Source organism: Caulobacter sp. CCUG 60055 (genome assembly GCF_022750545.1).
Lineage (GTDB): Bacteria > Pseudomonadota > Alphaproteobacteria > Caulobacterales > Caulobacteraceae > PUIC01.
In genome coordinates, this window is sequence record NZ_PUIC01000001.1 from 585,970 (window position 1) to 609,852 (window position 23,883).

Sequence of the window (23,883 nt, forward strand, 5' to 3'; positions counted from 1 at the left end):
CCCACCAGCCGCGCGGCGGCTCGGCCGCCGGCTTCCGGACGGACGGCCGCCGGCAAAATCAGCTGCGCAGTTCTTCCTTCTCCGCGTCGGTGCGCGGAAGGGGCGCGGCCGGCTTTTGCGCCGCCGGCGTTTCTTCCTCGGTCTTGAGGCCGTCCTTGAATGCGCGGATGCCCTTGGCGGCGTCGCCCATGATGCCCGACAACTTGCCGCGCCCGCCGAACAGCAGCAGCACGACGACGGCGACGACAACCCAATGTAGGGGACCAAAGGTTCCCATGGAACTCTCTCCTGAGGCCGGTCGGCCGGTCGCAAGTTCGCGTCGCGGCCCGGTTCAACACGTTAAGTCGCAGTATAGGCGATCGTGCGGCGGGACGCCAAGGATGCTGTCGCCGAACGCTCCGACGACGGTCAGTCCGCCCCGCCCTCTCCTTCCGCCCCCAGGAAGTCCTGGTGGAATTCGGGCTCGTCGCCCTCCTCCAGCGGGTCCTCGTCGTCGACCGGAGCGGCCGGATTGGGCACGCTGAAGTCGGAGGGCAGGTCGAGGTCGAGCAGGCCCATGGCCCGCATCTCCAGCGCCCCGGGAAGATCGGCGAGGCTGGACAGGCCGTAGTGCTCGAGAAAGGCGTCGGTGGTGCCCAGGGTCACAGGCCGGCCCGGGGTGCGGCGGCGGCCGCGCAGCCGCACTAGCCCCAGCTCCAGCAGCACGTCCAGCGTGCCCCGGCTGGCCTGGACGCCGCGAATAGCCTCGATCTCGGCCCGGGTCACCGGCTGATGATAGGCGATGATGGCCAGCGTCTCCTGCGCGGCCTTGGACAGGCGGCGCGGCTCCTCACGCTCCTCGGTCATCAGGAAGGCCAGATCGTCGGCGGTCTGAAAACGCCAGCGGTCGGCGACGCAGGCCAGCCGCACGCCGCGTTCGGCGTAGGCCTGCTTCAGCCCGGCCAGCGCCGCTCCGACATCCGCCCCCTCGGGCAGCCGACGCGCCAGATCGGCGGCGCTCAGGGGTTCGGCCGCCGCAAACAGCAGCGCCTCGATCATCCGCTCGACCTGGACCCGCCCGCTCACGCCGTCGCCTCGCCGCCGGCGCGGGCGCGGGCGCGCAGATAGACCTCGGCGAAGTGTTCGAGCTGACGCGCCTCCAGCGCGCCCTCCTTCACCAGCTCCAGGCTGGCCGACAGGGTCGAGGCGACATAGGAGGCCCGCGACGGCCCGCCGGTCTCGGCCGCCGGCGCGAAGGGCGCAATGGCCTGCAGGGCGGTCCAGCCGCCCAGTTCGGGCAGCTTGCCGCGCAGGCGGGCGCGGGCCTCCTCCAGGGGATAGGCCTCGGGAGGGCGCGGTTGATAGTGGCGGGCGTGGTCGCGCTTGCGCTGGCCGATATAGGCCTGCATCAGCGCGTAGAGATTGGCGTCGAACCGCGTCGACGACACGATCCGCACCGCCTCGGGATCGCCCCGCACGAAGACGTCTCGCTTGAGCTGAGGGCCGTCGCGCAGCGCGTCCGCGGCGCGGCGCATAGCGTCGAGCTTGGCCAGGCGGAAGGCCAACTGGGCGGCGACCTCCTCGGCCGGCGGCTCCTCGGCCGGCAGCTTCTCGGGCTTGGGCAGCAGCAGGCGCGACTTCAGATAGGCCAGCCACGACGCCATCACCAGATAATCGGCCGCCAGCGAGAAACGCAGCCGCCGGGCCTGGTGGACGAAGGCCAGGTACTGCTCGGCCAGTTTCAGCACCGACAGCTTGAGCAGGTCGACCTTCTGGCTGCGGGCCAGGGCCAGGAGCACGTGCAGGGGCCCTTCGTAACCGTCGATGTCGACGATCAGCGCCTCGCCGTCCTCGGCCGCCTCGGTGGCGGCCTCGAAGTCGAGCTGCGGCTGGAAGGGCTTCTGGCTCACGCGAACGCCGCCTCGAACCGGGCGCGCCCGGCCTCGACGTCGAACGGCTCGGGCTCGCGGGCGAGCCGGCCCAGGGCGGCGGCGGCGCGGCGGCGGGCCTGGCCCGCCAGCGGCTTGCAGCCTTCGAGCACGGCGCGCATCTCGGCCATGTCGCCGTTGCAGTGCAGGACGACGTCGCAGCCGGCCGCCAGCGACGCACGGGCGCGGTCGGCGAACGAGCCGGCCAGGGCCTTCATCGACAGGTCGTCGCTCATCAGCAGGCCGTCGAAGCCGAGCGCGCCGCGGATCACCGTCCGCACCGCCTTGCGCGACGTGGTCGCCGGCCGCTGGCGGTCGATGGCCGTGTAGACGACGTGGGCGGTCATCGCCATCGGCATGTCGGACAGAGCGCGGAAGGGCGCGAAATCCCAGGCGTCGAGCGCGTCGTAGGGGGCGTCCACCACCGGCAGGGCCAGGTGGCTGTCGGCCGTCGCCCGGCCATGGCCCGGGATGTGCTTGATCACCGGCAGGACGCCGCCGGCGATCAGGCCCTCGGCGGCGGCCCGGCCCAGCACGGCCACCGTCGCCGGGTCCTCGCCATAGGCGCGGTCGCCGATCACGTCGTGGGCGCCGGGCTGGGGCACGTCGAGCACCGGCACGCAGTCGGCGTTGACGCCCAGGGCGTGCAGGTCGTGGGCCAGCAGGCGTCCGCCCAGGCGGGCGATCTCGCGCCGCGTCAGGGGATCGTTCCCCGCCAGCGCGCCATAGGCCCGGCCCGGCGGGTATTTAGGCCAGTGCGGCGGGCCCAGCCGCTGCACGCGGCCGCCCTCCTGGTCGATCAGCACCGGCGCGTCCGGGCGGCCGACGCAGTCGCGCAGCGCGGCGACGAGGTCCCGCACCTGGGCGGGCGTCTCGACGTTGCGCTTGAACAGGATGAAGCCCCAGGGAGCCGCGTCGCGGAAGAAGGCCTGCTCGTCGGCGGTCAGGACCGTCCCCGAGCAGCCCAGTATGCAGGCCGACGTCACACGCGCACCGCTCACCCCGACCTCAGCCCTTCACGATGCAGGTCTTGCCGACGAACTTCAGCGACTCGCAGAAGGCCACGGCGTCGGCGTGGTTGGCGAAGCCGCCGACGAAGGTGCGGTAGAAGGTGGAGCCGTCCTTGTCGATGGTCTCGACCCGCTTGGTCTTGCCGGCCATCTGGCCCGGCAGGACCTTGGCGACGTCGTTCCAGCCCTTGTCGGCCAGGGCCGCCGAGGAGAAGGCGCCGATCTGCACCACCGACGCGCCCGAAGCCGGCTTGGCCGCCGGCGCGGCGGTCTTGGCCGGGGTCGCGGCGGCGGTCGCGGGCTTGGGCGCGGCCTCGGCCGTCTTCACCGGCGGCGTGGCCGCGGCGGTCGCCGGCGCCGGCTTGGCGGCGGGCGGCGCGGCGGGCGGCTCGGCCGCGGCGGTCTGGGCCGGGCGCAGCGGCTGGGCCTGGATCGGCGTGGTCGGCTGGGCGGCGGGGACCACCGGCGCGGGGGCCGGACGGGCCATCGGCTGCTCGGGCGGCGGCGCGAAGTTCGGCGCGGCGGCCTGGGGCGTTCCGTTGTCGTTATAGACCTGAAGCCCGGCGGTCGGCTCGGACGGCTGGGCCGAAGGCGGCGCAGCGGACTTCATCGACGCCACCGGCGCGCCCACCGGCTGGGGCTGGTCGCCGGCGTGGCGGACCCCAGAGCGGTAGAACAGCACCAGGGCCACCACCAGCACCGCCAGCACCAGGCCGCTGAGGATCAGCGTCATGGGCACGGGGCGGCGGCCGTCGCGCGACTGGCGCGCGTCGAACGACAGGGGGGCGTCGGCGTGGGGCGTATAGGCGCCGCGGTCTTGGTCGGTCATGAGCGAAAGCTCCTTGGGCCGGCGGAGGCCCGAACATGCTGGTGCGGAGGCGAGGCGAATCGCTGCTCCGATTCGATTGAGTTTAGCGAAGCCGGCCCGGCGCTCGAAGCGTCCTGGCGAGGTTTCGGCGGTCCTTCGGACCGGGGGCCGTCCAGGCGGGTCTGCGGCGGCCCGGCCGGGCTATAGGAGATCGTCGGCCGGATGGCCATGGCGGCGTTGACGGGCGCTTCCGATTTCCGGTCCCTCCGTTATGGTCCCCACCGGATTGCGGCGTTTCGCCGCTTAGAACGATTTAGGGGGAACAGAACATGCCGACCATGTCGAGATTTGGACGCCGGGCCGCCGTCGCGGCCTCCAGCGTGGCGCTGGCCTTCGCGGCGGCGGGCTCGGCCAGCGCCAAGGACGTGGTGATCCACGCTGGACGACTGATCGACGGCGTGTCCAAGACCCCGCGCGAAAAGGTGTCGATCCTCGTCCGCGACGACCGCGTCGTCGAGATCCAGCCCGGCTTCACCACCCCGGCCGGGGCCGAGGTCGTCGATCTCTCGCAGGCGACGGTGCTGCCCGGCCTGATCGACTGCCACGACCACATCACCGGCCAGTTCACCGGCAAGAACCCCATCGCCGAGGCGGTGACGACCACGCCGTTCGATTCGGCGTTCGGTTCGGTCAACTACACCCGTCGCACCCTGCAGGCCGGCTTCACCTCGATCCGCGACGTCGGGGCCAATCCCGACGTGGTCATCGCCCTGAAGAAGGCCATCAACGCCGGCGAGATTCCCGGTCCGCGCCTGTTCGTGGCCGGCCCGCCCCTGGGCCCCACCGGCGGCCACGGCGACGCCGCCAACGGCCTGGACCCCGAGCTGTCGCACCCGCACTGGGGCGACAACCTGATCGACAGCCCCGAGGCCGCCCGTCGCGAGGTGCGCGCCCTGCGCCGCCAGGGCGCCGACCTGATCAAGATCATGCCGTCGGGCGGCGTGCTGTCGATCGGCGACGACCCGAACCTGCAATTGATGACCGACGACGAGATCAAGGCCGTGGTCGACACCGCCCATTCGCTGGGCATGAAGGTCGCCGCCCACGCCCACGGCAAGCAGGCCATCGACCGCGCGGTCTCGCTCGGGGTCGACTCCATCGAGCACGGCAGCTTCGCCGACGCCGAGTCCTACAAGCTGTTCAAACAACACGGGACCTACCTCGTCCCCACCCTGCTCGTCGCCAAGACGGTCTACGACATCGCCAAGACCCACCCCGAGCAGCTCAACCCCTCGTCCGCCGCCAAGGCCATCGCCGTGACGCCGCGCATCCAGAAGAACCTGGGCGAGGCCTACAAGGCCGGGGTCAAGATCGCCTTCGGCACCGACCAGGGGTTGGCGCCGCATGGGACCAACGGCAAGGAGTTCGCCCTGATGGTCCAGGCCGGCATGACGCCGATCGACGCCATCTGGGCCGCCACTGCCAACGCCGCCGACCTGATCGGCGACGCCCAGGACATCGGCTCGGTCCAGGCCGGCCGCTACGCCGACATCATCGCCGTGACGGGCGATCCGCTGAAGGACGTCACCGAACTGGAGCGGGTGTCGTTCGTGATGAAAGGCGGCGTCGTCTACAAGGCGGGCGGCAAGCCGGTCGCCGTGCAGCAGTAGGCGCGAGCGGTAAGCGCCTCCGGAGGCCGCCTGGCGCGTCCAGGCGGCCTCAGCCGTTCCAGAGCTCCAGGTTGAACAGCTTGCGATGCTCCTCGATCGCGAAGCGGTCGGTCATGCCGGCGATGTAGTCGCAGACCAGCCGGGCGCGGCCGGCCTGGTCGCGGTTCTGGGACATGTCGTACCACTCGGTCGGCAGCACCTCGGGCTCGTTCATGAACAGGTGGAACATCTCCGAAAGGATGCGGCGCGCCTGGCTGCGCGTGCGGTTGACCCGGAAATGGCGGTACATCCGCTGGTGCAGGAAGTAGCGCAGCTTGGCCAACTCCTCGGCCATGTCGGCCGAGAACGCCACCAGGGCCTTGCCCAGCATGCGCACGTCCTCGGCCGTCGCCACGCCGCCCTCGGCGGCCCGGCGCTGGGTCTCGGCCATGACGTCGTCGACCATGGTCCCGATCATCCGGCGCACGGATTCGAGCCGCAGCATGCGGTCGTCCAGTTCGGGCCGCTCGGCCTTGAGGGCGCGCAGGATCGGGCCGATCAGCGCCACGTCCATCAGCTCGTCGATGCGGAAGATGCCGGCCTGCAGCCCGTCATCGACGTCGTGGTTGTTATAGGCGATGTCGTCGGCCAGGGCGGCCACCTGGGCCTCCGCCGACGCCCAGGTGCCCAGGCGCAGGTCGTATTTCCCATTGAACTCGACGATCGAGCACCAGGACGGGCGGTCCAGCTTATCAGTCACCGGACCGTTGTGCTTGATGACGCCCTCCAGGGTCTCCCAGGTCAGGTTCAGGCCGTCGAAATCGGGATAGCGCCGCTCCAGCTTGGTGACGACGCGGAAGGTCTGGACGTTGTGGTCGAAGCCGCCGAACGGGCGCATGCATTCGTCCAGTTCGTCCTCGCCGGCGTGACCGAAGGGCGGATGGCCGAGATCGTGGGCCAGGGCCACCGCCTCGGCCAGATCGTCGTCCAGCCCCAGGGCGAAGGCGATCGAGCGGGCGATCTGGGCGACCTCCAGCGAATGGGTCAGGCGCGTGCGGAAGTGGTCGCCCTCGTGGGCGACGAACACCTGGGTCTTCTCCTTCAGGCGGCGGAAGGCCTGGGAATGGATCAGCCGGTCGCGGTCGCGGGCGAAGGGCGTGCGGGTGCGGCTCTCCGGCTCGGCGAACAGCCGCCCCTTGGAGCGGGTGGGGTCTTCGGCCCAGGAAGCGCGGGCCGGCGGCTGGAAAATCGGAGCGGACGCCATGCGCTTTTCCTTGCAACCCAAGTCGTGACCACTTCCTTAGCGGAGCGGCCGCCCTCATATAGGACGAACCCGAGTTGTCCACAGCCATGACCGACCCCGCCGTAACCCTTTCCGAAACCGCCGCCCGCCGCTTGCGCGACATTTCCGCCGCCGAGGGCCGTCCCGTCATGCTCCGCGTCGCCGTCGACGGCGGCGGCTGCTCGGGCTTCCAATACCGGTTCGACCTGGTCGAAACGGCCGAGGACGACGACCTGCGCATCGAGCGCGACGGTTCGGCCGCCCTGGTCGACGAGATCTCCCTGGCCCTGCTCAAGGGCTCGGAGATCGATTTCGTCGACGACCTGACCGGGGCCGAATTCAAGGTGCGCAACCCCAACGCCCGCTCCAGCTGCGGTTGCGGCGTGAGCTTTTCCATCTAGGATCGAGACGGCTTCTGCTGACGGGAGGGTCAAGCGTGGGCGTTCTTGGACGTGCGTGCGGGGCGGCTCTCGCCCTGGTCCTGACCGGGTTCGCCGCACGGGCGGCCGACCGCGAGGCGACCATCGACGCCGGCGCCGGCGCCCAGTTGCACGGGGCCCTGCGGGTTCCGGACGGCTGGACGGGCGGCCCGGCCGTGCTGATGGTCCCTGGCTCCGGCGCCCCGGACCGCGACGGCAACACCGCGGCCGCCGGCTTCTTCGGCAACAATCTCAAGCTGCTGGCCGACGGACTGGAGGCGGCGGGCGTGGCCTCGCTGCGCATCGACAAGCGTTGCATCGCCGAAAGCGCCCTCGCCTGCCCTGGCGAAGAAAAGCTGACCATCGGGCTCTACGCCGACGACGCGGCCGCCTGGGCGCGCTTCCTGGCGGCCCAGCCCAAGGTGTCCTGCGTGGTGCTGCTGGGCCACTCCGAGGGCGCGCTGGTCGTCGCCCTGGCGGCGGCCAAGGTGAAGACCTGCGGCGTGGTGTCGGTGTCCGGCGTCGGGCGCAACCTCGCCGACGTCATCGAGGAACAGGTGCGCAACGCCGGCGCGCCGACGACTGTCCAGGCCAAGATCCACGAGATCGACGGCGAGCTGCGGGCCGGCCGGCCGGTCAAGGATGCGCCGCCCGCCCTGGCCGGACTGTTCCGCCCGTCGGTGCAACCCTTCGTCATCTCGGAATACGCCGTCGATCCGGCCGCCGCCTTCGCGGCCTTCAAGGGCCCGGCCCTCATCGTCCAGGGCTCGACCGACCTGCAAGTGTCGGTCGACGACGCCCGGCGACTGGCGGCGGCCCGCCCCGGCGCCAAGCTGGTGGTGGTCGAGGGGGCCAATCACGTGCTGAAGAGCGCGCCCCTCGATCGCGCCGCCAACCTGGCCACCTATCGCGACGTCGGCCTGCCCCTGGCGCCCGGCGTGCTCGACCCCATCGTCGCCTTCGTCAAGGCCGAGGCGAAACCCGCCGCGTAGACCCGGCGCCTAGACCGGGCGCCTTGAGCAAACCGACGACGCGCTCTAGCGTCCCCGCGCCTGCTGTCGCCGGGCGGGAGTCTTCGATGCGCATCGCCACCTGGAACGTCAATTCGGTCAACGCCCGGCTGGAGACCGTGCTGCAATGGTTCCGCGACGCCCAGCCGGACGTCGCCGCCCTGCAGGAGATCAAGTGCGTCGACGAGAAGTTCCCGAGCGAAGCCTTTGAATCCCTGGGCTACAACGTCGCCGTCCACGGCCAGAAGACCTATAACGGCGTCGCCCTGCTCTCGAAGCATCCGCTGGAGGACGTCCGCAGGGGCTTGCCGCCGCTGACGCCCGAGGACGAGGCCGACGAGCAGGCCCGCTACATCGAGGCCGTGGTCTCCGGCCCCAGGCCCGTGCGGGTCTGCGGCATCTACCTGCCCAACGGCAATCCGATCGGAACCGAGAAGTTCAACTACAAGCTGGCCTGGATGGCTCGCCTCAAGGCTCACGCGCGGACGCTGCTGGCCTATGAGGAGCCCCTGGCGATCATCGGCGACTACAACGTCATCCCCGAGCCCGAGGACGTCGACAAGCCGGAGGCGTGGCTGGGCGACGCCCTGTTCCAGCCGGAAAGCCGGGCGGCCTTCCGATCGCTGCAATGGCTGGGCCTGACCGACGCCTACATGCAGGCCGACGGCGCGCCGGGCGGCTACACCTTCTGGGACTATCAGGCCGGGGCCTGGCCGCGAAACCACGGCATCCGCATCGACCACCTGCTGCTGTCGGCCCAGGCCGCCGACCGCCTGCGCGGCTGCGAGATCCACCGCGACGTCCGCGGCTGGGACAAGCCGTCCGACCACGTGCCGGTGGTGATCGACCTCGACCTCTGACGCCGCCCCCGCCCGGCGATCGGCGTCGCGCGCCCGACGCCGAATCTTGATACCGTCGGCGCGATGATCGACTCCATGCGCCTGCTGCTGCTTCTCGGCATAGCGGGGTCCGCGGTGACCCTGCTGGGCAGCGGCGCGGCGTGGTGGCTCGACGAGGAGCGCCGTCTCAAGCGCCTGATGCGCCGGGCGCTGGGCGGCGAGCCCGACGCCGTGATCGTCGCGCGCGGCCGCAACGCCGCCGCCGGCTTCCGCCTCAAGCCCCAGCAGGCGGTGGTCATGTGGAACGGCGGGGCGGACGCCCTGCTCTATCAGCTGCGCGCCCTGCTGGGAGCCGAGCTGATCGTCGACGATCAGGTGGTGGCGCGGGTCTACAAGGGCGAGACCCGCCGCGCCCTCGAACAGATCGCCGGCGGCGCGCGCCAGGTGACGCTGCGCCTGATCTTCGACAATCCCCGCGACCCGGATTTCGAACTCGACCTGTGGCTGCCGTCCGACGCCAGCCGCCGCAACGCCGCCGGCCCCGGCCCGGCCATCCAGGAAGCCCGCCGCTGGCTGGCCCGCGCCGACGCCATCCTTCGCCGCGCCGCGCCGCCGAGGGTCGCCGCGCCCGCCCCGGCCGAGCCGCAGGAGGCGCCTCCCTCCGCCGCCGCCCCGCCGCCGCCATCGCCGGCCCCGACGCCCGCGCCGGCGCTGGTCCCGGCCCGGCCTCAGATGAGACCGCAGGCGAGGCCGCCCTGGGAGGACGCCCCCGAGGAAGAGGTCCTGGCCGACGACGGCGTCCAACGGCGCTTGCTCTAGCGGCCGGCCGGCGCCCATCCTCGCACTCGCGCGAAGCTCGCGCACCGGGAGGGATGACATGCTGAACCTGATCGCGGCGGCGGCTTTCTTCGTCCTGCTTCACCTGCTGGTCTCGGGCACGCGCCTGCGCGGGGCGCTGGTCGGCGCCATCGGCGAGGGGCCCTATATGGGCCTGTTCTCCCTGGCCTCGGTCGGCGGCCTGGCCTGGCTGATCGTGGCCTTCGCCGCCGCGCGGGGCGGCGCCGGCGACGTCGGCTGGTGGTCGGCCGCGCGGCCGACACGGCATCTGGCGGCGGCGATCCAGCTTGTCGCCTTCCTGTTCATCGTGCCCGGCCTGCTGACCAAGAACCCCGCCAGCGTCAAGCAAGAGGGCGCCCTGGACGATCCGGACGTCGCTCGCGGCATGCTGCGCGTCACCCGTCACCCCTTCCTGTGGGGCGTCGCCGTCTGGGCGGCCGGGCATCTCCTGGTCAACGGCCGGCTGGCCGATCTCATCCTGTTCGGCTCGCTGCTGGCCCTGGCGCTGCTGGGGCCGCCCAGCATCGACGCCAAGCGGCGCGCCGCCCTCGGCGACCGCTACGCCGCCTTCGAGGCGATGACCTCGAACGTCCCGTTCGCCGCCATCGCGGCCGGCCGGCAGTCGTTCAAGATCGGCGAGATCGGCGCCTGGCGCATCCTGCTGGCGGTGCTGGTCTGGGCCGCCGTGCTGTGGGCCCACCCGCTGCTGTTCGGGGTCTCGCCGCTCGGCTGAGCGCCCTTCAGCCGGCCCCAGGCGCGTTCAGGGCCGCCTCGATGGCCCCGATCAGCTTGGGGTCGTCGGGCGTCACGCGCGGTCCGAAGCCGGCGACGGGGCGGCCGTCGCGGCCGATCAGGATCTTGTGGAAATTCCACTTGGGCGTCCCCGCCTCGCCCATGGCCGCCTTGGTCCAGCGATAGAAGGGATGGATCTTGCCGCCCTTCACGTGCGCCTTGGCGGTCAGCGGGAAGGTCACCCCGAAGCGCAGCTCGCAGAAGGCCTTGATCTCGCTCTCGCCGCCCGGCTCCTGCCACAGGAAGTCGTTGGCCGGCACGCCGATGACCACCAGCCCCCGGCCGGAATAGGTCTCGTACAGGCTCTCCAGTCCCTTGTACTGGGGCGTGAAGCCGCATTTGGAGGCGGTGTTGACCACCAGCATCACCTTGCCGCCGAACCCCGACAGGGGCAGCGGCAAACCTTCGATGCTGGTGAAGTCGAAGTCGTAGGCCGTTCCGTCGCTCATCGCCGCCTCCGGGGTTTTCGCGAAGGCCAGCTTAGCGCGACGGCGCAGGTCCGCTAGAGCCCGGTGGCGTGCTCGACGGCCAGGGCCAGGTCGAGCGCCCGGGCGGCCTCCTCGCCGGTCACCGCCGGGCGGGCCGCCTCGCCGCGCACGGCGGCCAGGAAGGCGGCTACGCTGGCCCCCAGCGGGTCCTTGCCCGTCGCGCTCTTGGCGAAATCGGCGTCGAGCGCAAAGCCGGTGGTGTTGCGGAAGGTCCGGCTGAGGAAGTCGACCTCGACCTCGCCCGAAGGATAGACCAGCCGCATCGCCCGCCTGCGCTCGTCGGCGATGCGCGAGGTGTCGAACACCGCCGTCATGCCGTCGGCGAACAGGACCTCGGCCCGGACCTCGTCGGCGAACGGGCCGTGGGTGATCCGGCCCTCGGCCTCGACCGTCAGCGGCTCGCCGCCGGCCAGTTGCAGGGCCAGGTCGATGTCGTGGATCATCAGGTCCAGCACGCAGGTGACGTCGGTGGCGCGCGGGCTCCACGGCCCGCGTCGCGCCGCCTCCAGGCGCAGCGGCCGTTCCGGCGCGTCGAACAGGCCCATGGCCTTGAAGACGATGCGCTCCTGGTGGCCGCAGGCCAGGACCACGCCCGAGGCGGCGGCCGCCGTCACCAGGGCGTCGGCCTTGTCCATCGCGGTCGCCAGCGGCTTTTCGACATAGACGTGCCGCCCGGCGCGCAACGCCGCCAGGGCGACCTCGGCGTGGGTGTGGGCGGGCGAAGCGACAGTGACCACGTCGACCGCGGCCAGGAAGGCGTCGAGGTCGGTGAAGGTCTCGGCGTCGAGCGGCCCGCCAAGCGCCTCGCTGCGCTCGACGTGCGGGTCGAAGACGGCGGTCAGGGTCACGCCGGGCAGCGCCGCGTATTTGTTGGCGTGGTAGCCGCCGAAAATTCCGGCGCCGACCACGCCGGCCTTCAAAACGTCGCTCATCAGCGCCTATCCTGCTGCACGCACCTGCAAGGCGGCCTAGCGCGGTTCGTCCCCAAGGGAAAGCCGGGTCGCCGGGGCGGCCGGCGCGAGATCGCCCCTTGGCGCGCGCGCCGGAAGAGCGTTAAACATCCGTTTGAACCGTATCGGGCCATGATACGGACAATTCGAGGGAAGCGCCCATGAGCACCACCGTCTCGCGTGAAATCCGCCTGAAGTCGCGGCCGGTCGGCACGCCGACCGCCGCCGCCTTCGACCTGGCCTCGGTCGAGGTGCCCGCGCCCGGCCCCGGCGAGGTCCAGGTGCGCAATCTGTGGATGTCGGTCGACCCCTACATGCGCGGCCGCATGTACGACCGGCCGAGCTACGTGCCGCCGTTCCAGATCGGCGAGGCGCTGCAGGGCGGCGCCATCGGCGAGGTGACGGCCTCCAACGACCCGGCGCTCAAGCCCGGCGACATCGTCTCGACCATGTTCGGCTGGCGCGAGGTCTTCAACGCCCCCGCCGCCGCATTGCAGAAGATCGACACCCACGGCCTGCCGCCCCAGGCCTTCCTCGGGGTCGCCGGCATGCCAGGCCTGACCGCCTATGTCGGCCTGCTGAAGATCGCGGCCCTCAAGCCCGGCGACGTGGTGTTCGTCTCCGCCGCCGCCGGGGCCGTGGGCTCGGTGGTCTGCCAGATCGCCAAGATCAAGGGCTGCACCGTCATCGGCTCGGCCGGCGGCGACGACAAGGCCGCCTTCCTGCGCGAGATCGGCGTCGACCACGTCATCGACTACAAGAAGACCCCCGACCTGACCAAGGCGCTGGCCGAAGCCGCGCCGCGCGGCATCGACGTCTATTTCGAGAACGTCGGCGGCGCCCACCTGGAGGCGGCCCTCAACGCCGCCCGCCCGTTCGCCCGCTTCGCCCTTTGCGGCATGATCTCGCAGTATAACGAGACCGGCGAGGCCAAGGGGCCGGGCAACATCATCCTGGCCGTCGGCAAGAGCCTGCGCCTGGAAGGCTTCATCGTCTCGAACCACTTCGACATGATGCCCGCCTTCGTGAAGGACATGTCGGGCTGGATCGCCGAGGGCAAGGTGAAGTGGCGCGAGACGGTGGACGTCGGCGTCGAAAACGCCCCCGCCGCCTTCATCAAGTTGTTCAACGGCGAAAATCTGGGCAAGATGCTGGTCAAGCTGGCCTAGCCTGGGCGTAGACCGGCCGCGTCGCGGCCGGTCTTAATTCCCGCCAAGCCGGCGTTTCGCCCGGAAATCGGGCGTCGAGCGCCCGTTCGGGACGCATGAAATCCCTCCCCTCGAAATTTTTCTTCGGAAAATTTGCTGCGGCGCCGTGACGGATCACAAGTCTGTGATATGAAGTCATCACGGAAGCGTGAGTCCCTGGTCGATCAGGGAACGCGAGCAGCTTTGGCGTCAAGGCGAGGAGCCGGATGGTGGTCCTTAAGCGGTCGCGAACGGGTCGGATCGGCCAAGAGGGAATGATCGGGCGATGAGGTTCGCCGCAGAAGATCGCTGGGCCAGCGCGACTGTGCTGGAGCAGTACGATCCGCAAGTCCGCTATGGCCGCGGCCGCGTCGCCGACCTGCCCGCCGAGACCGCTCTCGACATGCCGGTGCAGTCGATGGCGCGCGACGTCGAGGCCGGCGCCAAGCCGAAATCCACGCCTTCGGACATCGTCCGTCGCCGCGCCCTGCTGTTCGGCTTCGCCGCGCTGCTGCTGGCGCTGGCTTACGCCATCGCCTTCAAGGCGGTCAGCCGCGAAGGCATCAGCCCGCTGGAATGGGTCGGGCTGGCGCTGATCGGGCCGCCCTACGCCGTGCTCGCCTGCTGGTTCTGCAGCTCGATCGCCGGTCTCGGCGTGCTGATCAAGGGCGGCGGCGATCCGCTGCGCATCAACGCTGCAGCCTGGCCGGCCCGTCCGGCCACGCGCACCGCCATCCTGATGCCCGTCTACAACGAGGACCCCGAGGCGGTGCTCGCCCGCCTGTGGGCCATGGACGCCTCGCTGGCCGAGTACGGGGCCAATCCGCAGTTCGACATCTTCATCCTCAGCGACACGACCGACATGGCCGTGGCCAAGGAGGAGTACGCCGCGTTCGAGCGCCTGCGCGCCAACGCCGCCTCGGCGGTGTACTACCGCCGCCGCGAAGCCAATGTCGGCCGCAAGGCCGGCAACATCGCCGACTGGGTCCGCCGCTTCGGCGGCGCCTACGAGCAGATGTTGATGCTCGACGCCGACAGCCTGATGAGCGGCGAGACCATCCTGCGCCTGGTCTCGGCCATGGAGCGCCACCCGAGCGCCGGCCTGATCCAGACCCTGCCGCTGGTCATCAACGGCGAGACCCTGTTCGCCCGCTGCCTGCAGTTCGGCTCGCGCCTCTACAGCCGCGTCGCCTGGGCCGGCCTGTCCTGGTGGTCGGGCGCCGAAAGCAGCTATTGGGGCCATAACGCCATCATCCGCGTGCAGGCGTTCGCCGACTGCTGCGGCCTGCCCGACCTCAAGGGGCCCCGCCCCTTCGGCGGCAAGGTGATGAGCCACGACGCCCTGGAATCGGCGCTGATCCGCCGGGGCGGCTGGGGCGTGCACCTGGCCCCGTTCATGGAGGGCTCCTACGAGGAGGCCCCGCCCACCCTGCCCGACTTCGCCGCGCGCGACCGGCGCTGGGCGCAGGGCAACATCCAGCACATCCCGCTGCTGGGCGCCGGCGGCCTGCACTGGATGAGCCGCCTGCACCTGTCGCTGGGGATCATGACCTACCTGCTGTCGCCGCTGTGGGCGCTGTCGCTGGTGGTCGGCGTCGCCGCGCGCGTGCTGATGTCCGAGAAGTTCCTGACCGTCGACCTGATCAAGCACCATCACATCGACTGGTCGCAGGCCGGCGTGCTGCTGGCGGCCATCGGCCTGACCGCGACCATGCTGTTCGGGCCCAAGCTGATGGGCGCGGCGGTGGTGCTGTTCAACGCCAAGGAGCGCAAGGCGTTCGGCGGCGCCGGCGCCATCCTGGGCGGCGTGCTGGTCGAGACCCTGCTGTCCGCCCTGGTCGCCCCCATCGTGATGATGACCCAGACCCGCGCCCTGATCGAGATCATGACCGGCCAGGACTCCGGCTGGAAGCGTCAGCGGCGCGAATGCGACCGCCTGCCGCTGGTCGAGGTGTGGGCGCATATGGGCTGGATCAGCTTCGTCGGCCTCGCCGCCTATGTCGGGCTGTCCTACTATCCGGACCTGGTGTTCTGGATGGCCCCGATCCTGTTGGGCCTCGCCTGCGCTTCGCTGCTGATCTACGTCACCGCCCGCGCCGACTGGGGCCTCAAGGCCCGGCGCGAAGGCCTGTTCCTCACGCCCGAGGAGCTTCAGGCGCCCCCGATCGTCCGCAAGGCCCAGGCCGGCCTGCCGGCGATGCCGGAGACGCCGCCGGCCGCGCCGATCTGGACCCAGCAGGTCGAACTCGAGCTGCGCAGCGCCCGCGTCGCCTCGCGCTGAAACCGGGCCGGCCGCCCCGTCCCGGGCGGCCCGGCGCGATTTCGGCGGCGGCGCGATTGGCCCGTCCCGTCTCAGGCGCTAAAAGCCCGGAAGGTCTCGCCAAGTGGGTATTCCGGTGTCGCGTCTGTTCAACGCCTATGTCATCGCCGACTGGAGCGCGGCGGCCAAGCCGCGCACGGGCAAGGATTCCGTCTGGATCGGCGTGGTCAAGCGCGACGTCCGCTTCAAGCTGGCGTTCGAGGCGCACAATCCCGCCACCCGCGTCGAGGCGGAAAAGCTGCTGCGCGACCTGCTGGCCGATTTCCAGCGACGCGGCGAGCGCGCCCTGATCGGCTTCGACTTCGCGCTGGGCTATCCGGCCGGCACCGCCTCGGCGCTCAAGCTGGCGCGGCCCGACTGGTCCGGCCTTTGGGATTTCCTGGCCGCCAACGTGGTCGACAAGGCCGGCAACGTGAACAACCGCTTCGCCGTCGCGGCCAAGATGAACCGGCTGATGACCGACGCGCCCTCGCCGTTCTGGGGGTGCCCCGCCAACGACGCCCAGCGTTGGCTGACCACCACCAAGCCGGCCGAGCACGGCGCGCATCTGCCGCCGCAGCAGCGGCGCGCCGAGGCGGCCGCCCAGGACCGCAACGGCAAGGCCGCCGCCAAGACGGTCTGGCAGGTGTTCGGCAACGGCACCGTCGGCAGCCAGGCCATCGTCGGCATGCCGGCCGTCAAGCGGCTGGTCGCCGACCTGGGCGACAAGGCGGCGGTCTGGCCGTTCACCACCGGATGGCGGGCCCTGACGCCGGCCGACCTCGCCGCGTCGTCGGCGGTGATCGCCGAGATCAGCCCCGCCCTGGCCAAGGCCGCGCCGGAGCCGGGCGAGATCGCCGATCGCGCCCAGGTGCGCGCCGTGGCCTACCACCTCGCCAAGCTGGACGAGGCCGGCAAGCTGGGGGCCTTGTTCGCCCCCTCGCCGGCCCAGGCCGCCGACGCCGAACTGGTCGGCGTGGTCGAGCGCGAGGAGGGCTGGATACTCGGCGTCTGACCGCCCGGCCTCAGAGGCTCCTCGCCAGCATGGCGAAGCGGCCGAGCAGCAGGCCGGCCGACATCAGGCTGGCGACGATCACGCCCCAGACGATGCCGTCCAGGCTCATGCCCATCGGATGGGCCAGCCACCAGCCAAGCGGCCCCATGACCACGGCGTAGCTCAGCACATGGGTCGCCGTCGGCACCCAGATGTCGCCGCGCGCGCGCAGGGCCTGGGCCACCACCACCTGCACCCCGTCGGCGACGAAGAACAGGCAGCACAGCACCAGGGCGGCGGCCGTCATGGCGATGACCGCCGGATCGGTGGTGTAGACCCGGGCGATCAGCGGCGCGGTCGGCCAGACAATCAAGGCCACCACCAGGCCGACCACGGCGGCCACGCCGAAGCCCAGCACCCCGCCCCTGACCACGCCGCCGCGGTCGCGCGCGCCATAGGCCCGCCCGACCAGGACCGCCGTGGCGGTGGCGAGGCCGAGCGGCGCCATGAAGATCACGGCCGCGACGTTGAGCACGATGGCCCAGCCGGCCACGGCCAGTTCGCCCAGCCAGCCGGCGACGATGTTCATGCCGGCGAAGGCGCCCGCCTCGACGAAATAGGACGCGCCCGCGCCGTAACCGACCTTGCGCTGGGCCACCGCGTCGGCCTTGTCATTGACCGGCTTGCGGAACACCCCGAGGGCCCGCGCCTCCGGCATGCGGGCGATGTAGGCCAGGATCCAGATCATCAGCACCAGCCGCGCGCCGAAGGTGGCCCAGGCCGCGCCGACCGCGCCCATGGCAGGCAGGCCGAACACGCCGGGCACCAGCAGCAGATTGAGGACGAGGTTGGCGGCGTTGGCGCCCCACATGGCCCACATGCCCGGCTGCGGCTTGGACAGCGCCTCGAGGTAGAAGGTCGCGGCCACCGAGACGAGATAGGTCGGCAGCGACCAGGCGAAGACGCGCAGGGCGTGGGTGGCGCCGTCGGCAAGGTCCTTCTCCAGGCCCAGGGCGTGCAGGAACAGCGGTCCGAGGAAGAAGATGGCCAGGGCCGAGACCATGCCGATCCAGAAGGCGTAGACCAGCCCGCGCCGCAGCACGGCGCCGGTGTCGGCGCGCCGCCCCTCGCCGATATAGCGCGCCGTCATCACCTGCACGCCGATCAGCAGGCCGACGGCCATGGTCAGCACCACCGAGGTCGGCGCCCAGCCAAGGGCGTGGTAGCTGAGCTGCACCGCCGAGAACCGGCCGACGACGATGGCGTCGGTCAGGCCCATGGTCATGATGCCCAGGCGGGCGAGGACCACCGGCCCGGCCAGCCGGAGAAGTTCGCCGAGGTCGTTACGGATCGGATCGTTCTGAGGGTTACGCCGGAAAGCAAACAGGCCCCGCCCCGTGCGGGGGGTCGCTGCGGCGGCATCGCGCGCCATGGTCAAGCCTTTCAAAGAGGCGCGGAGCCTGACGGAGCGCCATCGAGGATGCAACCCCTCCGACCATAGCGACGACGCTTCGCCCGCCGGGGTGTTCCCAGGGTCACAGCCCGAAGGCGACGAAAGGACTTGCCTTAGAATCTAAACATCGATTAGATACAGCGTAAATGAAAGGCCCCGCCATGCCCGCCATCATCGCCGACCGTGTCTGCGCCGAAATCGACGGCGACTTCGTCGTCTTCCTGATCGGCATGAGGGTGAACCGCTGGTGGAAGATCGGCAAATGGCTACCGGTGGCGACGGCCATGCCGGGCATGCTGATCGAACTGGCGAAGAAGCCGGAGCTGGGCCTCCTGCACGCCCGCACCCATTTCGGCTTTCCGAACGTGCTGGTGGTGCAGTACTGGCGCAGCTTCGAGGCGCTGGAGGCCTACGCCCGCAGCCCGGACGCGGCGCACCTGCCGGCCTGGCAGGCGTTCAACAAGGCGGTGGCCTCCAACGGCGACGTCGGCATCTGGCACGAGACCTATCTGGTCAGGCCGGGGGCCTATGAGGCCTTCTACAACAACATGCCGCCTTATGAGCTGGGCGCGGCGGGCCGCCTGGTCGAGGCCAAGGGCGCTCGCAGATCCGCCCACGAGCGTTTGAAGGCCGCCGCTGGCTGACACTGGCCGAGTCGAAGGATACGAGGAGGCATGAGCCAAGCCCCCTCGCCCGCCCGTCTCGCCTGCGCCGGCCTGATCAGTCTGGCCGTGGGCATGGGCTTCGGACGGTTCGTCTACACGCCGATCCTGCCGGTGATGGCCGCCGCGCTGCACCTGACCAAGGCCGAGACGGGATGGATCGCCTCGGCCAACTTCGCCGGCTATCTGGCTGGGGCGCTGCTGGCCGCCGCGCCGGGGTTCAAGGGATCGGCCCGGCGATGGATGCTTCTGGCCCTGTTCGCCAGCGGCCTGACCACCCTGGCCATGGCCGCCGCCTCGACCAGCATAGCCTTCGCGGCCATCCGCTTCCTTGGCGGCGTCGCCAGCGCCTTCGTCCTCGTCTTCGCCTCCACGGCCGTGCTCGAACGCCTGGCCCGCCTGGGACAGCCGCAATGGTCGGCCCTGCATTTCGCCGGCGTCGGCCTGGGGATCGCCGCCTCGGCCGTGCTGGTGGCCGGCCTGGGCGCGGCCGGTCTCGACTGGCGCATGCTGTGGGCCGCCAGCGGCGCGCTCTCCCTGCTGGGCGCCCTGGCGGCGCTGCAGCTGCTGCCGCCCGACGCCGCCGCCGTTCCCGCGGCCAGCAGGGCCGCCGCCCCGCCCCCCGCCGGGCGTTTGCCGGCGGCCCTGCTGGCGGCCTACGGCCTGTTCGGCTTCGGCTATGTGATCACAGCCACCTTCCTGATGGCCATCGTGCGCGCCTCTCCGGCCGCGCGAAACGTCGAACCCGTCGTCTGGCTGCTCGTCGGCCTCGCCGCCGTGCCGTCGGTGTGGCTATGGACCAAGGTGAGCCGGCGCATCGGCCTGCTGCCGGCCTACGCCCTCGCCGCCTTGCTGGAGGCGGGCGGCGTGGCGGTCAGCGTGCTGCAGCCGACGGCGGCGGGCGTGGTGCTGGCCAGCGTGATCCTGGGCGGAACCTTCATAGGCATGACCGCCCTGGGCCTGGTCGCCGCCCGCGAGAGCGGCGGGGAGCCACACCGCGCCCTGGCGGCGATGACGGCGGTGTTCGGCGTCGGCCAGATCGCCGGGCCCAGCTTCGCCGGCCTGGTCTCACAGAAGACCGGCGACTTCACCCTTCCCAGCCTGGTCGCGGCGGCGGCCCTGGTGGCCGCCGCCGTCGCCAGCCTGGCCGCCCGGCGTCAGCTGGCGGCGGCCTGACGCTCGGCCTCGCGGGTCGATTTCAGCTTTTCCGCCACCAGGAACGCTAGCTCCAGCGCCTGGTCGGCGTTGAGACGCGGATCGCAATGGGTGTGGTAGCGGTCGGCGAGGTCGCCCTCGCTCAACGCCCGCGCCCCGCCCAGGCATTCGGTGACGTTCTGGCCGGTCATCTCCAGGTGGACGCCGCCGGGATGCACGCCCTCGGCCTGGGCCACCTCCACGAAGGTCTTCACCTCCGACAGGATGCGGTCGAACGGCCGGGTCTTGTAGCCGTTGGCGGCCTTGAGCGTATTGCCGTGCATCGGGTCGGTGGCCCACACCACGGCGCGGCCGGCGCGCTTGGTGGCGGCCATCAGGCGCGGCAGGCGGTCGGCGATCTTGTCGGCGCCGAAGCGGCCGTACAGCGTCAGGCGGCCCGGCTCGTTCTTCGGGTTGAGGATGTCGATCAGGCGCAGCAGCTCGTCACCTTCCAGCATCGGGCCGACCTTCATGCCGATGGGGTTCTTGACCCCCTTCATGAACTCGATGTGGGCGCCGTCCGGCTGGCGGGTGCGCTCGCCGATCCACAGCATGTGCGCCGAGGTGTCGTACCAGTCGCCCGAAGTGGAATCGACGCGGGTCATCGCTTCCTCGAAGCCCAGCAGCAGGGCTTCGTGGCTGGTGAACACCTCGACCCGGCGCAGGTCGGGATGGCTGTCGGGCGTGACGCCGACGGCGGCCATGAAGTCGAGCGCCTCGGAGATCTTGGACGACAGTTCGCGGTAGCGCGCGCCCTGCGGGCTGTCGGCGACGAAGCCCAGCGTCCAGCGGTGGATGTTGTAGAGATCGGCGTAACCGCCGCCGGCGAAGGCGCGCAGCAGGTTCAGCGTCGAGGACGACTGGCCATAGGCCTTGAGCAGGCGCTCGGGATCGGGCGCGCGCTCGGCCGCCTCGAAGGCCATGCCGTTGATGATGTCGCCGCGATAGGACGGCAGGGTGACGCCGTCGATGGTCTCGGTCGGCTCGGAGCGCGGCTTGGCGAACTGGCCGGCGATACGGCCGACCTTCACCACCGGCTTGCCGCCGGCGAAGGTCAGCACCACCGCCATCTGCAACAGCAGGCGGAAGGTGTCGCGGATGTTGTCGGCGTGGAATTCCTTGAAGCTCTCGGCGCAGTCGCCGCCTTGAAGCAGGAAGGCCTTGCCGTCGGCGACCTCGCCCAGCAGCGACTTCAGCCGACGCGCCTCGCCCGCAAAGACCAGGGGCGGCATCGAGCGAAGGGTGTTTTCGACACGCTCCAGCGCCGCCATGTCCGAATAATCGGTCGGCAGGTGCTTGGCGGGTTTCTGTCTCCAGGACGACGGCGTCCAACGCTCGGTCATGATCTTACTCGCGGAAGGAAGGCGCGGCTTTTATCGCAAGCCGCGCGTTTAGGCAAAATATGCCTGAATTGGCGCCGACTAAAGCGGTTCCAGGAAAGTGATTTCCGGAGGCGACCGTTCGGCGCGCGCGCGCGCCAGGACGGCGCAGGCGGCGAAGGCCAGCGCCCCCAGGGCCAGCCACCACTCCTGCCAGACGCCGAAGCTCAGCGCGCCGACGGTTAGGTAGCTGGCCGCCGTGGCGGCGCACACCGCCGCCAGCACCCGGTCGGTGCGGGCGAAGACCGCCACCGGCGCCAATATGCAGGCCCAGATCGCCGACACGATCAGCGCGCCGACGAGGCCGAGCTCCAGCCAGATCTGCAAGGCTCCGTCGTGGGTGTGGAGCGGGATGGCCAGGCCGAACATCCGGCTGGAATCGAGGCCCCAGCCCGTCCAGGGCTTCTCGACGATCTTGGCGGCGGTGAAGCTCCAGATGTTCAGGCGCGCCCCCCAGGACGGGCCGACATGGGGATGCAGATAGGCGAACAGGCCATGCTGCACGCCCGCCAGCACGACATAGGGCGCGGCGACGAAATAGACCGCCGAGCCGGCCGCCAGCAGCCAGACGCCGATCGGGCCCAGCATGCGCACGCACAGGAACACCGCCAGACCGACGCCCATCGCCGCCAGCACCGCGTCGGTGTTGAAGACGGCGACGCCGACGAACAGCAGGCCCACCAGGAAGACCACGGCCGCCTTCCAGCCGCGCTCCATCAGGAAGGCGCAGGCGACCCACATCAGCATCACGCCGACATAGCCGCCGCGCGCGACGTTGCGCGCGGCCAGGTCCGGCCGCGTCGGCTGTCCCAGCGCCTGCTTGATCCACAGATAGAGCTCGGCGCCCCGCAGCGCCTCGAAGGCGATCATGGCCGCCAGGGCCAGCACCCCCACCCCCAGCACCAGCCCGGCCCGCTCGGCCCATCGCCGCGACAGGCTCGCGGCCGCGGCGACGAAGGCGCAATAGAACCCAAGCTGCAGCACCAGCTTGGCCGGCGTCAGCCGCTCAAGGTCCTTGTATTTGCGCAGGCTGGCCGGATCGACGGCCGCCAGGCTCCATTTCATGCTGACCAGGGCCCAGACCACCAGCACGATCAGCGCGAACACCACCGGCCGCCAGGGCCGCGAGAAGCGCAGGGTGGGAACGGCCAGGATGCCGGCCAGCGCCACCATCGGCGCGTAGCCCAGGTTGGCGACATAGCCCATCACCGCCGCGATGGCGAAGACCGCCGTGGTCAGGCCGCCCGACCACGGGGTCTGGCTTTCCTCAAACGCGTCGTACGTCTGCGCCGGAACTTCGGCGCGATCCCAGGTCAAGGTCATTCAGCGGCGGCCAGTTCGTGCGGCACGTATTTCTCGCGCAGGGTGACGATCTCCTCGGCCGCCGTCGGGTGCAGCGCGCAGGTCTGATCCCACTGGGCCTTGGTCGCGCCCATCTTCACGGCGATGGCCGCCATCTGGATCATTTCCGGCGCATCGGGGCCGACGATGTGCACGCCGACCACCCGGTCCGTGGCGCATTCGACGATCAGTTTCATCAGCATGCGCTCCTGGCCGCCGATGAAGGCCTGCTTCATCGGTCGGAACCGGGTGACATAGATGTCGACCTTGCCGCACTTCTTGCGGGCCTCGGCCTCGGTCAGGCCGACCGTGCCGATCGGCGGCTGCGAGAAGACCGCCGTCGGCACGTTGTCGTGGTCGAACGCGGTGGGCGTGTCGTGGAACACCGTCTGGTTGAAGGCCACGGCTTCGCGGATGGCGACCGGCGTCAGGTTCATGCGGCCGGTGACGTCGCCCACGGCCCAGATGTTGGCGGCGGTGGTCTGCGAGAACCGGTCGACCTTGACCGTACCGTCGGCCTCGACCTCGACCCCCGCCGTCTCCAGGCCCAGGCCCTCGGTGGCCGCGCGGCGGCCCACGGCGAACATCACCTGTTCCGTCGTGCAGACCAGGCCGTTGGTCAGGTGGTTGACCAGGCCCTTGTCGGTCTTTTCGATGCGTTGATGCTGGGCGCCCAGGACGATCTTGATCCCATGCTTCTCCATCTCGTCGGCCAGATGGGTGCGCACGTCCTCGTCGAAACCCCGCAAGATGTTGGGCCCGCGATAGACGAGGGTGGTGTCGACCCCCAGGCCGGCGAAGATGCCGGCGAATTCGACGGCGATGTATCCGCCGCCGGCGATGAGGATGCTCTTGGGCAAATGCGGCAGATGGAAGGCGTCGTCCGAGGTGATGACGTGCTCTATGCCCGGCACGGCGTCCGGGGACGGCAGCCACACCTTGCCGCCGACCGCGATCAGGATCTTGTCGGCGGTGACCGTCCTGTCCTTGCCGACCAGCTCGACGGTGTGGGCGTCCTTGAGCACGGCGCGGGCGTGGAACAGCTCCGCCCCGGCCTTCTCCAAGTTGGTGGTGTAGATGCCCGACAGGCGGGCGATCTCGACGTCCTTGCGTTCGACGAACTTGGCCCAGTCGAACGACCGCTCGCCCACAGTCCAGCCGAAGCCTTCGGCGACGTCGAAACCGTGCGAGAACTCGGAGGCGTAGACCATGAACTTCTTGGGCACGCAGCCGCGGATCACGCAGGTGCCGCCGACCCGGTAGGATTCGGCGACCGCCACCCGGGCGCCGCCCATCGCCGCCAGCCGCGCGGCGCGCACGCCGCCGGAGCCGGCGCCGATGACGAACAGGTCGTAGTCGTAGGTCTTGGCCATCAACAGGCTC

The 23,883-nt window shown here is 70.7% G+C and carries 23 protein-coding genes; 11 read left to right on the plus strand and 12 right to left on the minus strand.

Features of this window, described 5'->3' with window-relative positions:
* Positions 1 to 58 precede the first annotated feature (58 nt).
* The 5 genes from tatA to C5708_RS02775 form a co-directional block, all read right to left on the minus strand.
* Complete coding sequence (tatA, locus tag C5708_RS02755) at positions 59 to 277, minus strand: twin-arginine translocase TatA/TatE family subunit (protein WP_242917587.1); 219 nt, start codon at positions 275 to 277, stop codon at positions 59 to 61.
* A gap of 131 nt (positions 278 to 408) precedes the next feature.
* Entirely contained in the window at positions 409 to 1,038 is a 630-nt protein-coding gene (scpB, locus tag C5708_RS02760; RefSeq protein ID WP_242918051.1) for an SMC-Scp complex subunit ScpB, read from the minus strand.
* A gap of 23 nt (positions 1,039 to 1,061) precedes the next feature.
* Positions 1,062 to 1,889, minus strand: coding sequence for a ScpA family protein (locus C5708_RS02765; RefSeq protein ID WP_242917589.1), 828 nt, complete (start codon positions 1,887 to 1,889; stop codon positions 1,062 to 1,064).
* Entirely contained in the window at positions 1,886 to 2,908 is a 1,023-nt protein-coding gene (nagZ, locus tag C5708_RS02770) for a beta-N-acetylhexosaminidase (RefSeq protein WP_242917591.1), read from the minus strand. Before nagZ ends, C5708_RS02765 begins: the two co-directional genes overlap by 4 nt.
* 7 nt (positions 2,909 to 2,915) lie before the next feature.
* The gene (locus C5708_RS02775; RefSeq protein ID WP_242917593.1) at positions 2,916 to 3,746 is read right to left on the minus strand and encodes an SPOR domain-containing protein; all 831 of its coding nucleotides are present in this window, start codon (positions 3,744 to 3,746) and stop codon (positions 2,916 to 2,918) included.
* A gap of 317 nt (positions 3,747 to 4,063) precedes the next feature.
* On the opposite strand from C5708_RS02775, the gene C5708_RS02780 reads away from it, so the two are divergent.
* The gene (locus C5708_RS02780; protein ID WP_242917595.1) at positions 4,064 to 5,395 is read left to right on the plus strand and encodes an amidohydrolase family protein; all 1,332 of its coding nucleotides are present in this window, start codon (positions 4,064 to 4,066) and stop codon (positions 5,393 to 5,395) included.
* A gap of 49 nt (positions 5,396 to 5,444) precedes the next feature.
* Here C5708_RS02780 and C5708_RS02785 read toward each other — a convergent pair whose 3' ends face one another.
* Complete coding sequence (locus tag C5708_RS02785; protein ID WP_242917597.1) at positions 5,445 to 6,638, minus strand: deoxyguanosinetriphosphate triphosphohydrolase; 1,194 nt, start codon at positions 6,636 to 6,638, stop codon at positions 5,445 to 5,447.
* A gap of 86 nt (positions 6,639 to 6,724) precedes the next feature.
* Between C5708_RS02785 and erpA the strand changes: the two genes are divergently transcribed.
* The 5 genes from erpA (at position 6,725) to C5708_RS02810 (ending at position 10,494) form a co-directional block, all read left to right on the plus strand.
* Entirely contained in the window at positions 6,725 to 7,057 is a 333-nt protein-coding gene (gene erpA, locus C5708_RS02790; protein WP_242917599.1) for an iron-sulfur cluster insertion protein ErpA, read from the plus strand.
* Between the two features lie 35 nt (positions 7,058 to 7,092).
* Positions 7,093 to 8,067, plus strand: a complete 975-nt coding sequence (locus C5708_RS02795) for an alpha/beta fold hydrolase (protein WP_242917601.1) — start codon at positions 7,093 to 7,095, stop codon at positions 8,065 to 8,067.
* Positions 8,068 to 8,153: 86 nt separating this feature from the next.
* A complete protein-coding gene (xth, locus tag C5708_RS02800; RefSeq protein ID WP_242917603.1) occupies positions 8,154 to 8,945 on the plus strand; it encodes an exodeoxyribonuclease III in 792 nt (263 codons plus the stop codon).
* A gap of 63 nt (positions 8,946 to 9,008) precedes the next feature.
* The gene (locus C5708_RS02805) at positions 9,009 to 9,743 is read left to right on the plus strand and encodes a hypothetical protein (RefSeq protein WP_242917605.1); all 735 of its coding nucleotides are present in this window, start codon (positions 9,009 to 9,011) and stop codon (positions 9,741 to 9,743) included.
* A 58-nt stretch (positions 9,744 to 9,801) separates the two neighbouring features.
* A complete protein-coding gene (locus C5708_RS02810; RefSeq protein WP_242917607.1) occupies positions 9,802 to 10,494 on the plus strand; it encodes an NnrU family protein in 693 nt (230 codons plus the stop codon).
* A gap of 7 nt (positions 10,495 to 10,501) precedes the next feature.
* Here C5708_RS02810 and C5708_RS02815 read toward each other — a convergent pair whose 3' ends face one another.
* Together C5708_RS02815 and C5708_RS02820 are read right to left on the minus strand one after the other, a co-directional pair.
* Positions 10,502 to 11,002: a glutathione peroxidase gene (locus tag C5708_RS02815; protein WP_121449899.1), complete on the minus strand. Its 501-nt coding sequence runs from the start codon at positions 11,000 to 11,002 to the stop codon at positions 10,502 to 10,504.
* 53 nt (positions 11,003 to 11,055) lie between these two features.
* Positions 11,056 to 11,973, minus strand: a complete 918-nt coding sequence (locus C5708_RS02820; protein WP_242917609.1) for a Gfo/Idh/MocA family oxidoreductase — start codon at positions 11,971 to 11,973, stop codon at positions 11,056 to 11,058.
* Positions 11,974 to 12,152: 179 nt separating this feature from the next.
* Here C5708_RS02820 and C5708_RS02825 point away from each other — a divergent pair, with 179 nt between their 5' ends.
* The 3 genes from C5708_RS02825 to C5708_RS02835 all read left to right on the plus strand — a co-directional run bounded on the left by C5708_RS02825 (position 12,153) and on the right by C5708_RS02835 (position 16,492).
* Positions 12,153 to 13,160 (plus strand): NADP-dependent oxidoreductase, encoded by a 1,008-nt coding sequence (locus tag C5708_RS02825; RefSeq protein WP_242917611.1) that lies wholly within the window; start codon positions 12,153 to 12,155, stop codon positions 13,158 to 13,160.
* 304 nt (positions 13,161 to 13,464) lie between these two features.
* On the plus strand, positions 13,465 to 15,459 hold the full coding sequence (gene mdoH, locus C5708_RS02830; RefSeq protein ID WP_242917613.1) for a glucans biosynthesis glucosyltransferase MdoH: 1,995 nt from the start codon (positions 13,465 to 13,467) through the stop codon (positions 15,457 to 15,459).
* 115 nt (positions 15,460 to 15,574) lie between these two features.
* On the plus strand, positions 15,575 to 16,492 hold the full coding sequence (locus C5708_RS02835) for a cobalamin biosynthesis protein CbiG (protein ID WP_242917615.1): 918 nt from the start codon (positions 15,575 to 15,577) through the stop codon (positions 16,490 to 16,492).
* Between the two features lie 10 nt (positions 16,493 to 16,502).
* Here the strand turns inward: C5708_RS02835 and C5708_RS02840 are convergent, their stop codons facing one another.
* The gene (locus C5708_RS02840; RefSeq protein ID WP_242917617.1) at positions 16,503 to 17,903 is read right to left on the minus strand and encodes an MATE family efflux transporter; all 1,401 of its coding nucleotides are present in this window, start codon (positions 17,901 to 17,903) and stop codon (positions 16,503 to 16,505) included.
* A gap of 182 nt (positions 17,904 to 18,085) precedes the next feature.
* Here C5708_RS02840 and C5708_RS02845 point away from each other — a divergent pair, with 182 nt between their 5' ends.
* Together C5708_RS02845 and C5708_RS02850 are read left to right on the plus strand one after the other, a co-directional pair.
* The gene (locus C5708_RS02845) at positions 18,086 to 18,568 is read left to right on the plus strand and encodes a DUF4188 domain-containing protein (protein ID WP_242917619.1); all 483 of its coding nucleotides are present in this window, start codon (positions 18,086 to 18,088) and stop codon (positions 18,566 to 18,568) included.
* 30 nt (positions 18,569 to 18,598) lie between these two features.
* On the plus strand, positions 18,599 to 19,762 hold the full coding sequence (locus C5708_RS02850; protein WP_242917621.1) for a YbfB/YjiJ family MFS transporter: 1,164 nt from the start codon (positions 18,599 to 18,601) through the stop codon (positions 19,760 to 19,762).
* Here C5708_RS02850 and C5708_RS02855 read toward each other — a convergent pair.
* The 3 genes from C5708_RS02855 to gor form a co-directional block, all read right to left on the minus strand.
* The gene (locus C5708_RS02855; protein ID WP_242917623.1) at positions 19,744 to 21,123 is read right to left on the minus strand and encodes a 3-deoxy-7-phosphoheptulonate synthase class II; all 1,380 of its coding nucleotides are present in this window, start codon (positions 21,121 to 21,123) and stop codon (positions 19,744 to 19,746) included. The genes C5708_RS02850 and C5708_RS02855 overlap by 19 nt on opposite strands.
* Before the next feature lie 78 nt (positions 21,124 to 21,201).
* The gene (locus C5708_RS02860) at positions 21,202 to 22,482 is read right to left on the minus strand and encodes an O-antigen ligase family protein (protein WP_242917625.1); all 1,281 of its coding nucleotides are present in this window, start codon (positions 22,480 to 22,482) and stop codon (positions 21,202 to 21,204) included.
* Positions 22,479 to 23,873 (minus strand): glutathione-disulfide reductase, encoded by a 1,395-nt coding sequence (gene gor / locus C5708_RS02865; protein WP_242917627.1) that lies wholly within the window; start codon positions 23,871 to 23,873, stop codon positions 22,479 to 22,481. The genes C5708_RS02860 and gor overlap by 4 nt, the downstream gene beginning before the upstream one ends.
* Positions 23,874 to 23,883 lie beyond the last annotated feature (10 nt).

Bases quoted from the DNA above. Each gene is read 5' to 3' on its own strand.
- erpA (WP_242917599.1), top strand. From the start codon at position 6,725: ATGACCGACCCCGCCGTAACCCTTTCCGAAACCGCCGCCCGCCGCTTG.
- C5708_RS02775 (WP_242917593.1), bottom strand. From the start codon at position 3,746: ATGACCGACCAAGACCGCGGCGCCTATACGCCCCACGCCGACGCCCCC.
- C5708_RS02780 (WP_242917595.1), top strand. From the start codon at position 4,064: ATGTCGAGATTTGGACGCCGGGCCGCCGTCGCGGCCTCCAGCGTGGCG.
- C5708_RS02820 (WP_242917609.1), bottom strand. From the start codon at position 11,973: ATGAGCGACGTTTTGAAGGCCGGCGTGGTCGGCGCCGGAATTTTCGGC.
- C5708_RS02845 (WP_242917619.1), top strand. From the start codon at position 18,086: ATGCCCGCCATCATCGCCGACCGTGTCTGCGCCGAAATCGACGGCGAC.
- C5708_RS02855 (WP_242917623.1), bottom strand. From the start codon at position 21,123: ATGACCGAGCGTTGGACGCCGTCGTCCTGGAGACAGAAACCCGCCAAG.
- C5708_RS02815 (WP_121449899.1), bottom strand. From the start codon at position 11,002: ATGAGCGACGGAACGGCCTACGACTTCGACTTCACCAGCATCGAAGGT.
- C5708_RS02825 (WP_242917611.1), top strand. From the start codon at position 12,153: ATGAGCACCACCGTCTCGCGTGAAATCCGCCTGAAGTCGCGGCCGGTC.
- gor (WP_242917627.1), bottom strand. From the start codon at position 23,873: ATGGCCAAGACCTACGACTACGACCTGTTCGTCATCGGCGCCGGCTCC.
- xth (WP_242917603.1), top strand. From the start codon at position 8,154: ATGCGCATCGCCACCTGGAACGTCAATTCGGTCAACGCCCGGCTGGAG.
- scpB (WP_242918051.1), bottom strand. From the start codon at position 1,038: ATGATCGAGGCGCTGCTGTTTGCGGCGGCCGAACCCCTGAGCGCCGCC.
- C5708_RS02810 (WP_242917607.1), top strand. From the start codon at position 9,802: ATGCTGAACCTGATCGCGGCGGCGGCTTTCTTCGTCCTGCTTCACCTG.
- C5708_RS02860 (WP_242917625.1), bottom strand. From the start codon at position 22,482: ATGACCTTGACCTGGGATCGCGCCGAAGTTCCGGCGCAGACGTACGAC.
- C5708_RS02840 (WP_242917617.1), bottom strand. From the start codon at position 17,903: ATGGCGCGCGATGCCGCCGCAGCGACCCCCCGCACGGGGCGGGGCCTG.
- tatA (WP_242917587.1), bottom strand. From the start codon at position 277: ATGGGAACCTTTGGTCCCCTACATTGGGTTGTCGTCGCCGTCGTCGTG.
- C5708_RS02850 (WP_242917621.1), top strand. From the start codon at position 18,599: ATGAGCCAAGCCCCCTCGCCCGCCCGTCTCGCCTGCGCCGGCCTGATC.
- C5708_RS02785 (WP_242917597.1), bottom strand. From the start codon at position 6,638: ATGGCGTCCGCTCCGATTTTCCAGCCGCCGGCCCGCGCTTCCTGGGCC.
- C5708_RS02805 (WP_242917605.1), top strand. From the start codon at position 9,009: ATGATCGACTCCATGCGCCTGCTGCTGCTTCTCGGCATAGCGGGGTCC.
- mdoH (WP_242917613.1), top strand. From the start codon at position 13,465: ATGAGGTTCGCCGCAGAAGATCGCTGGGCCAGCGCGACTGTGCTGGAG.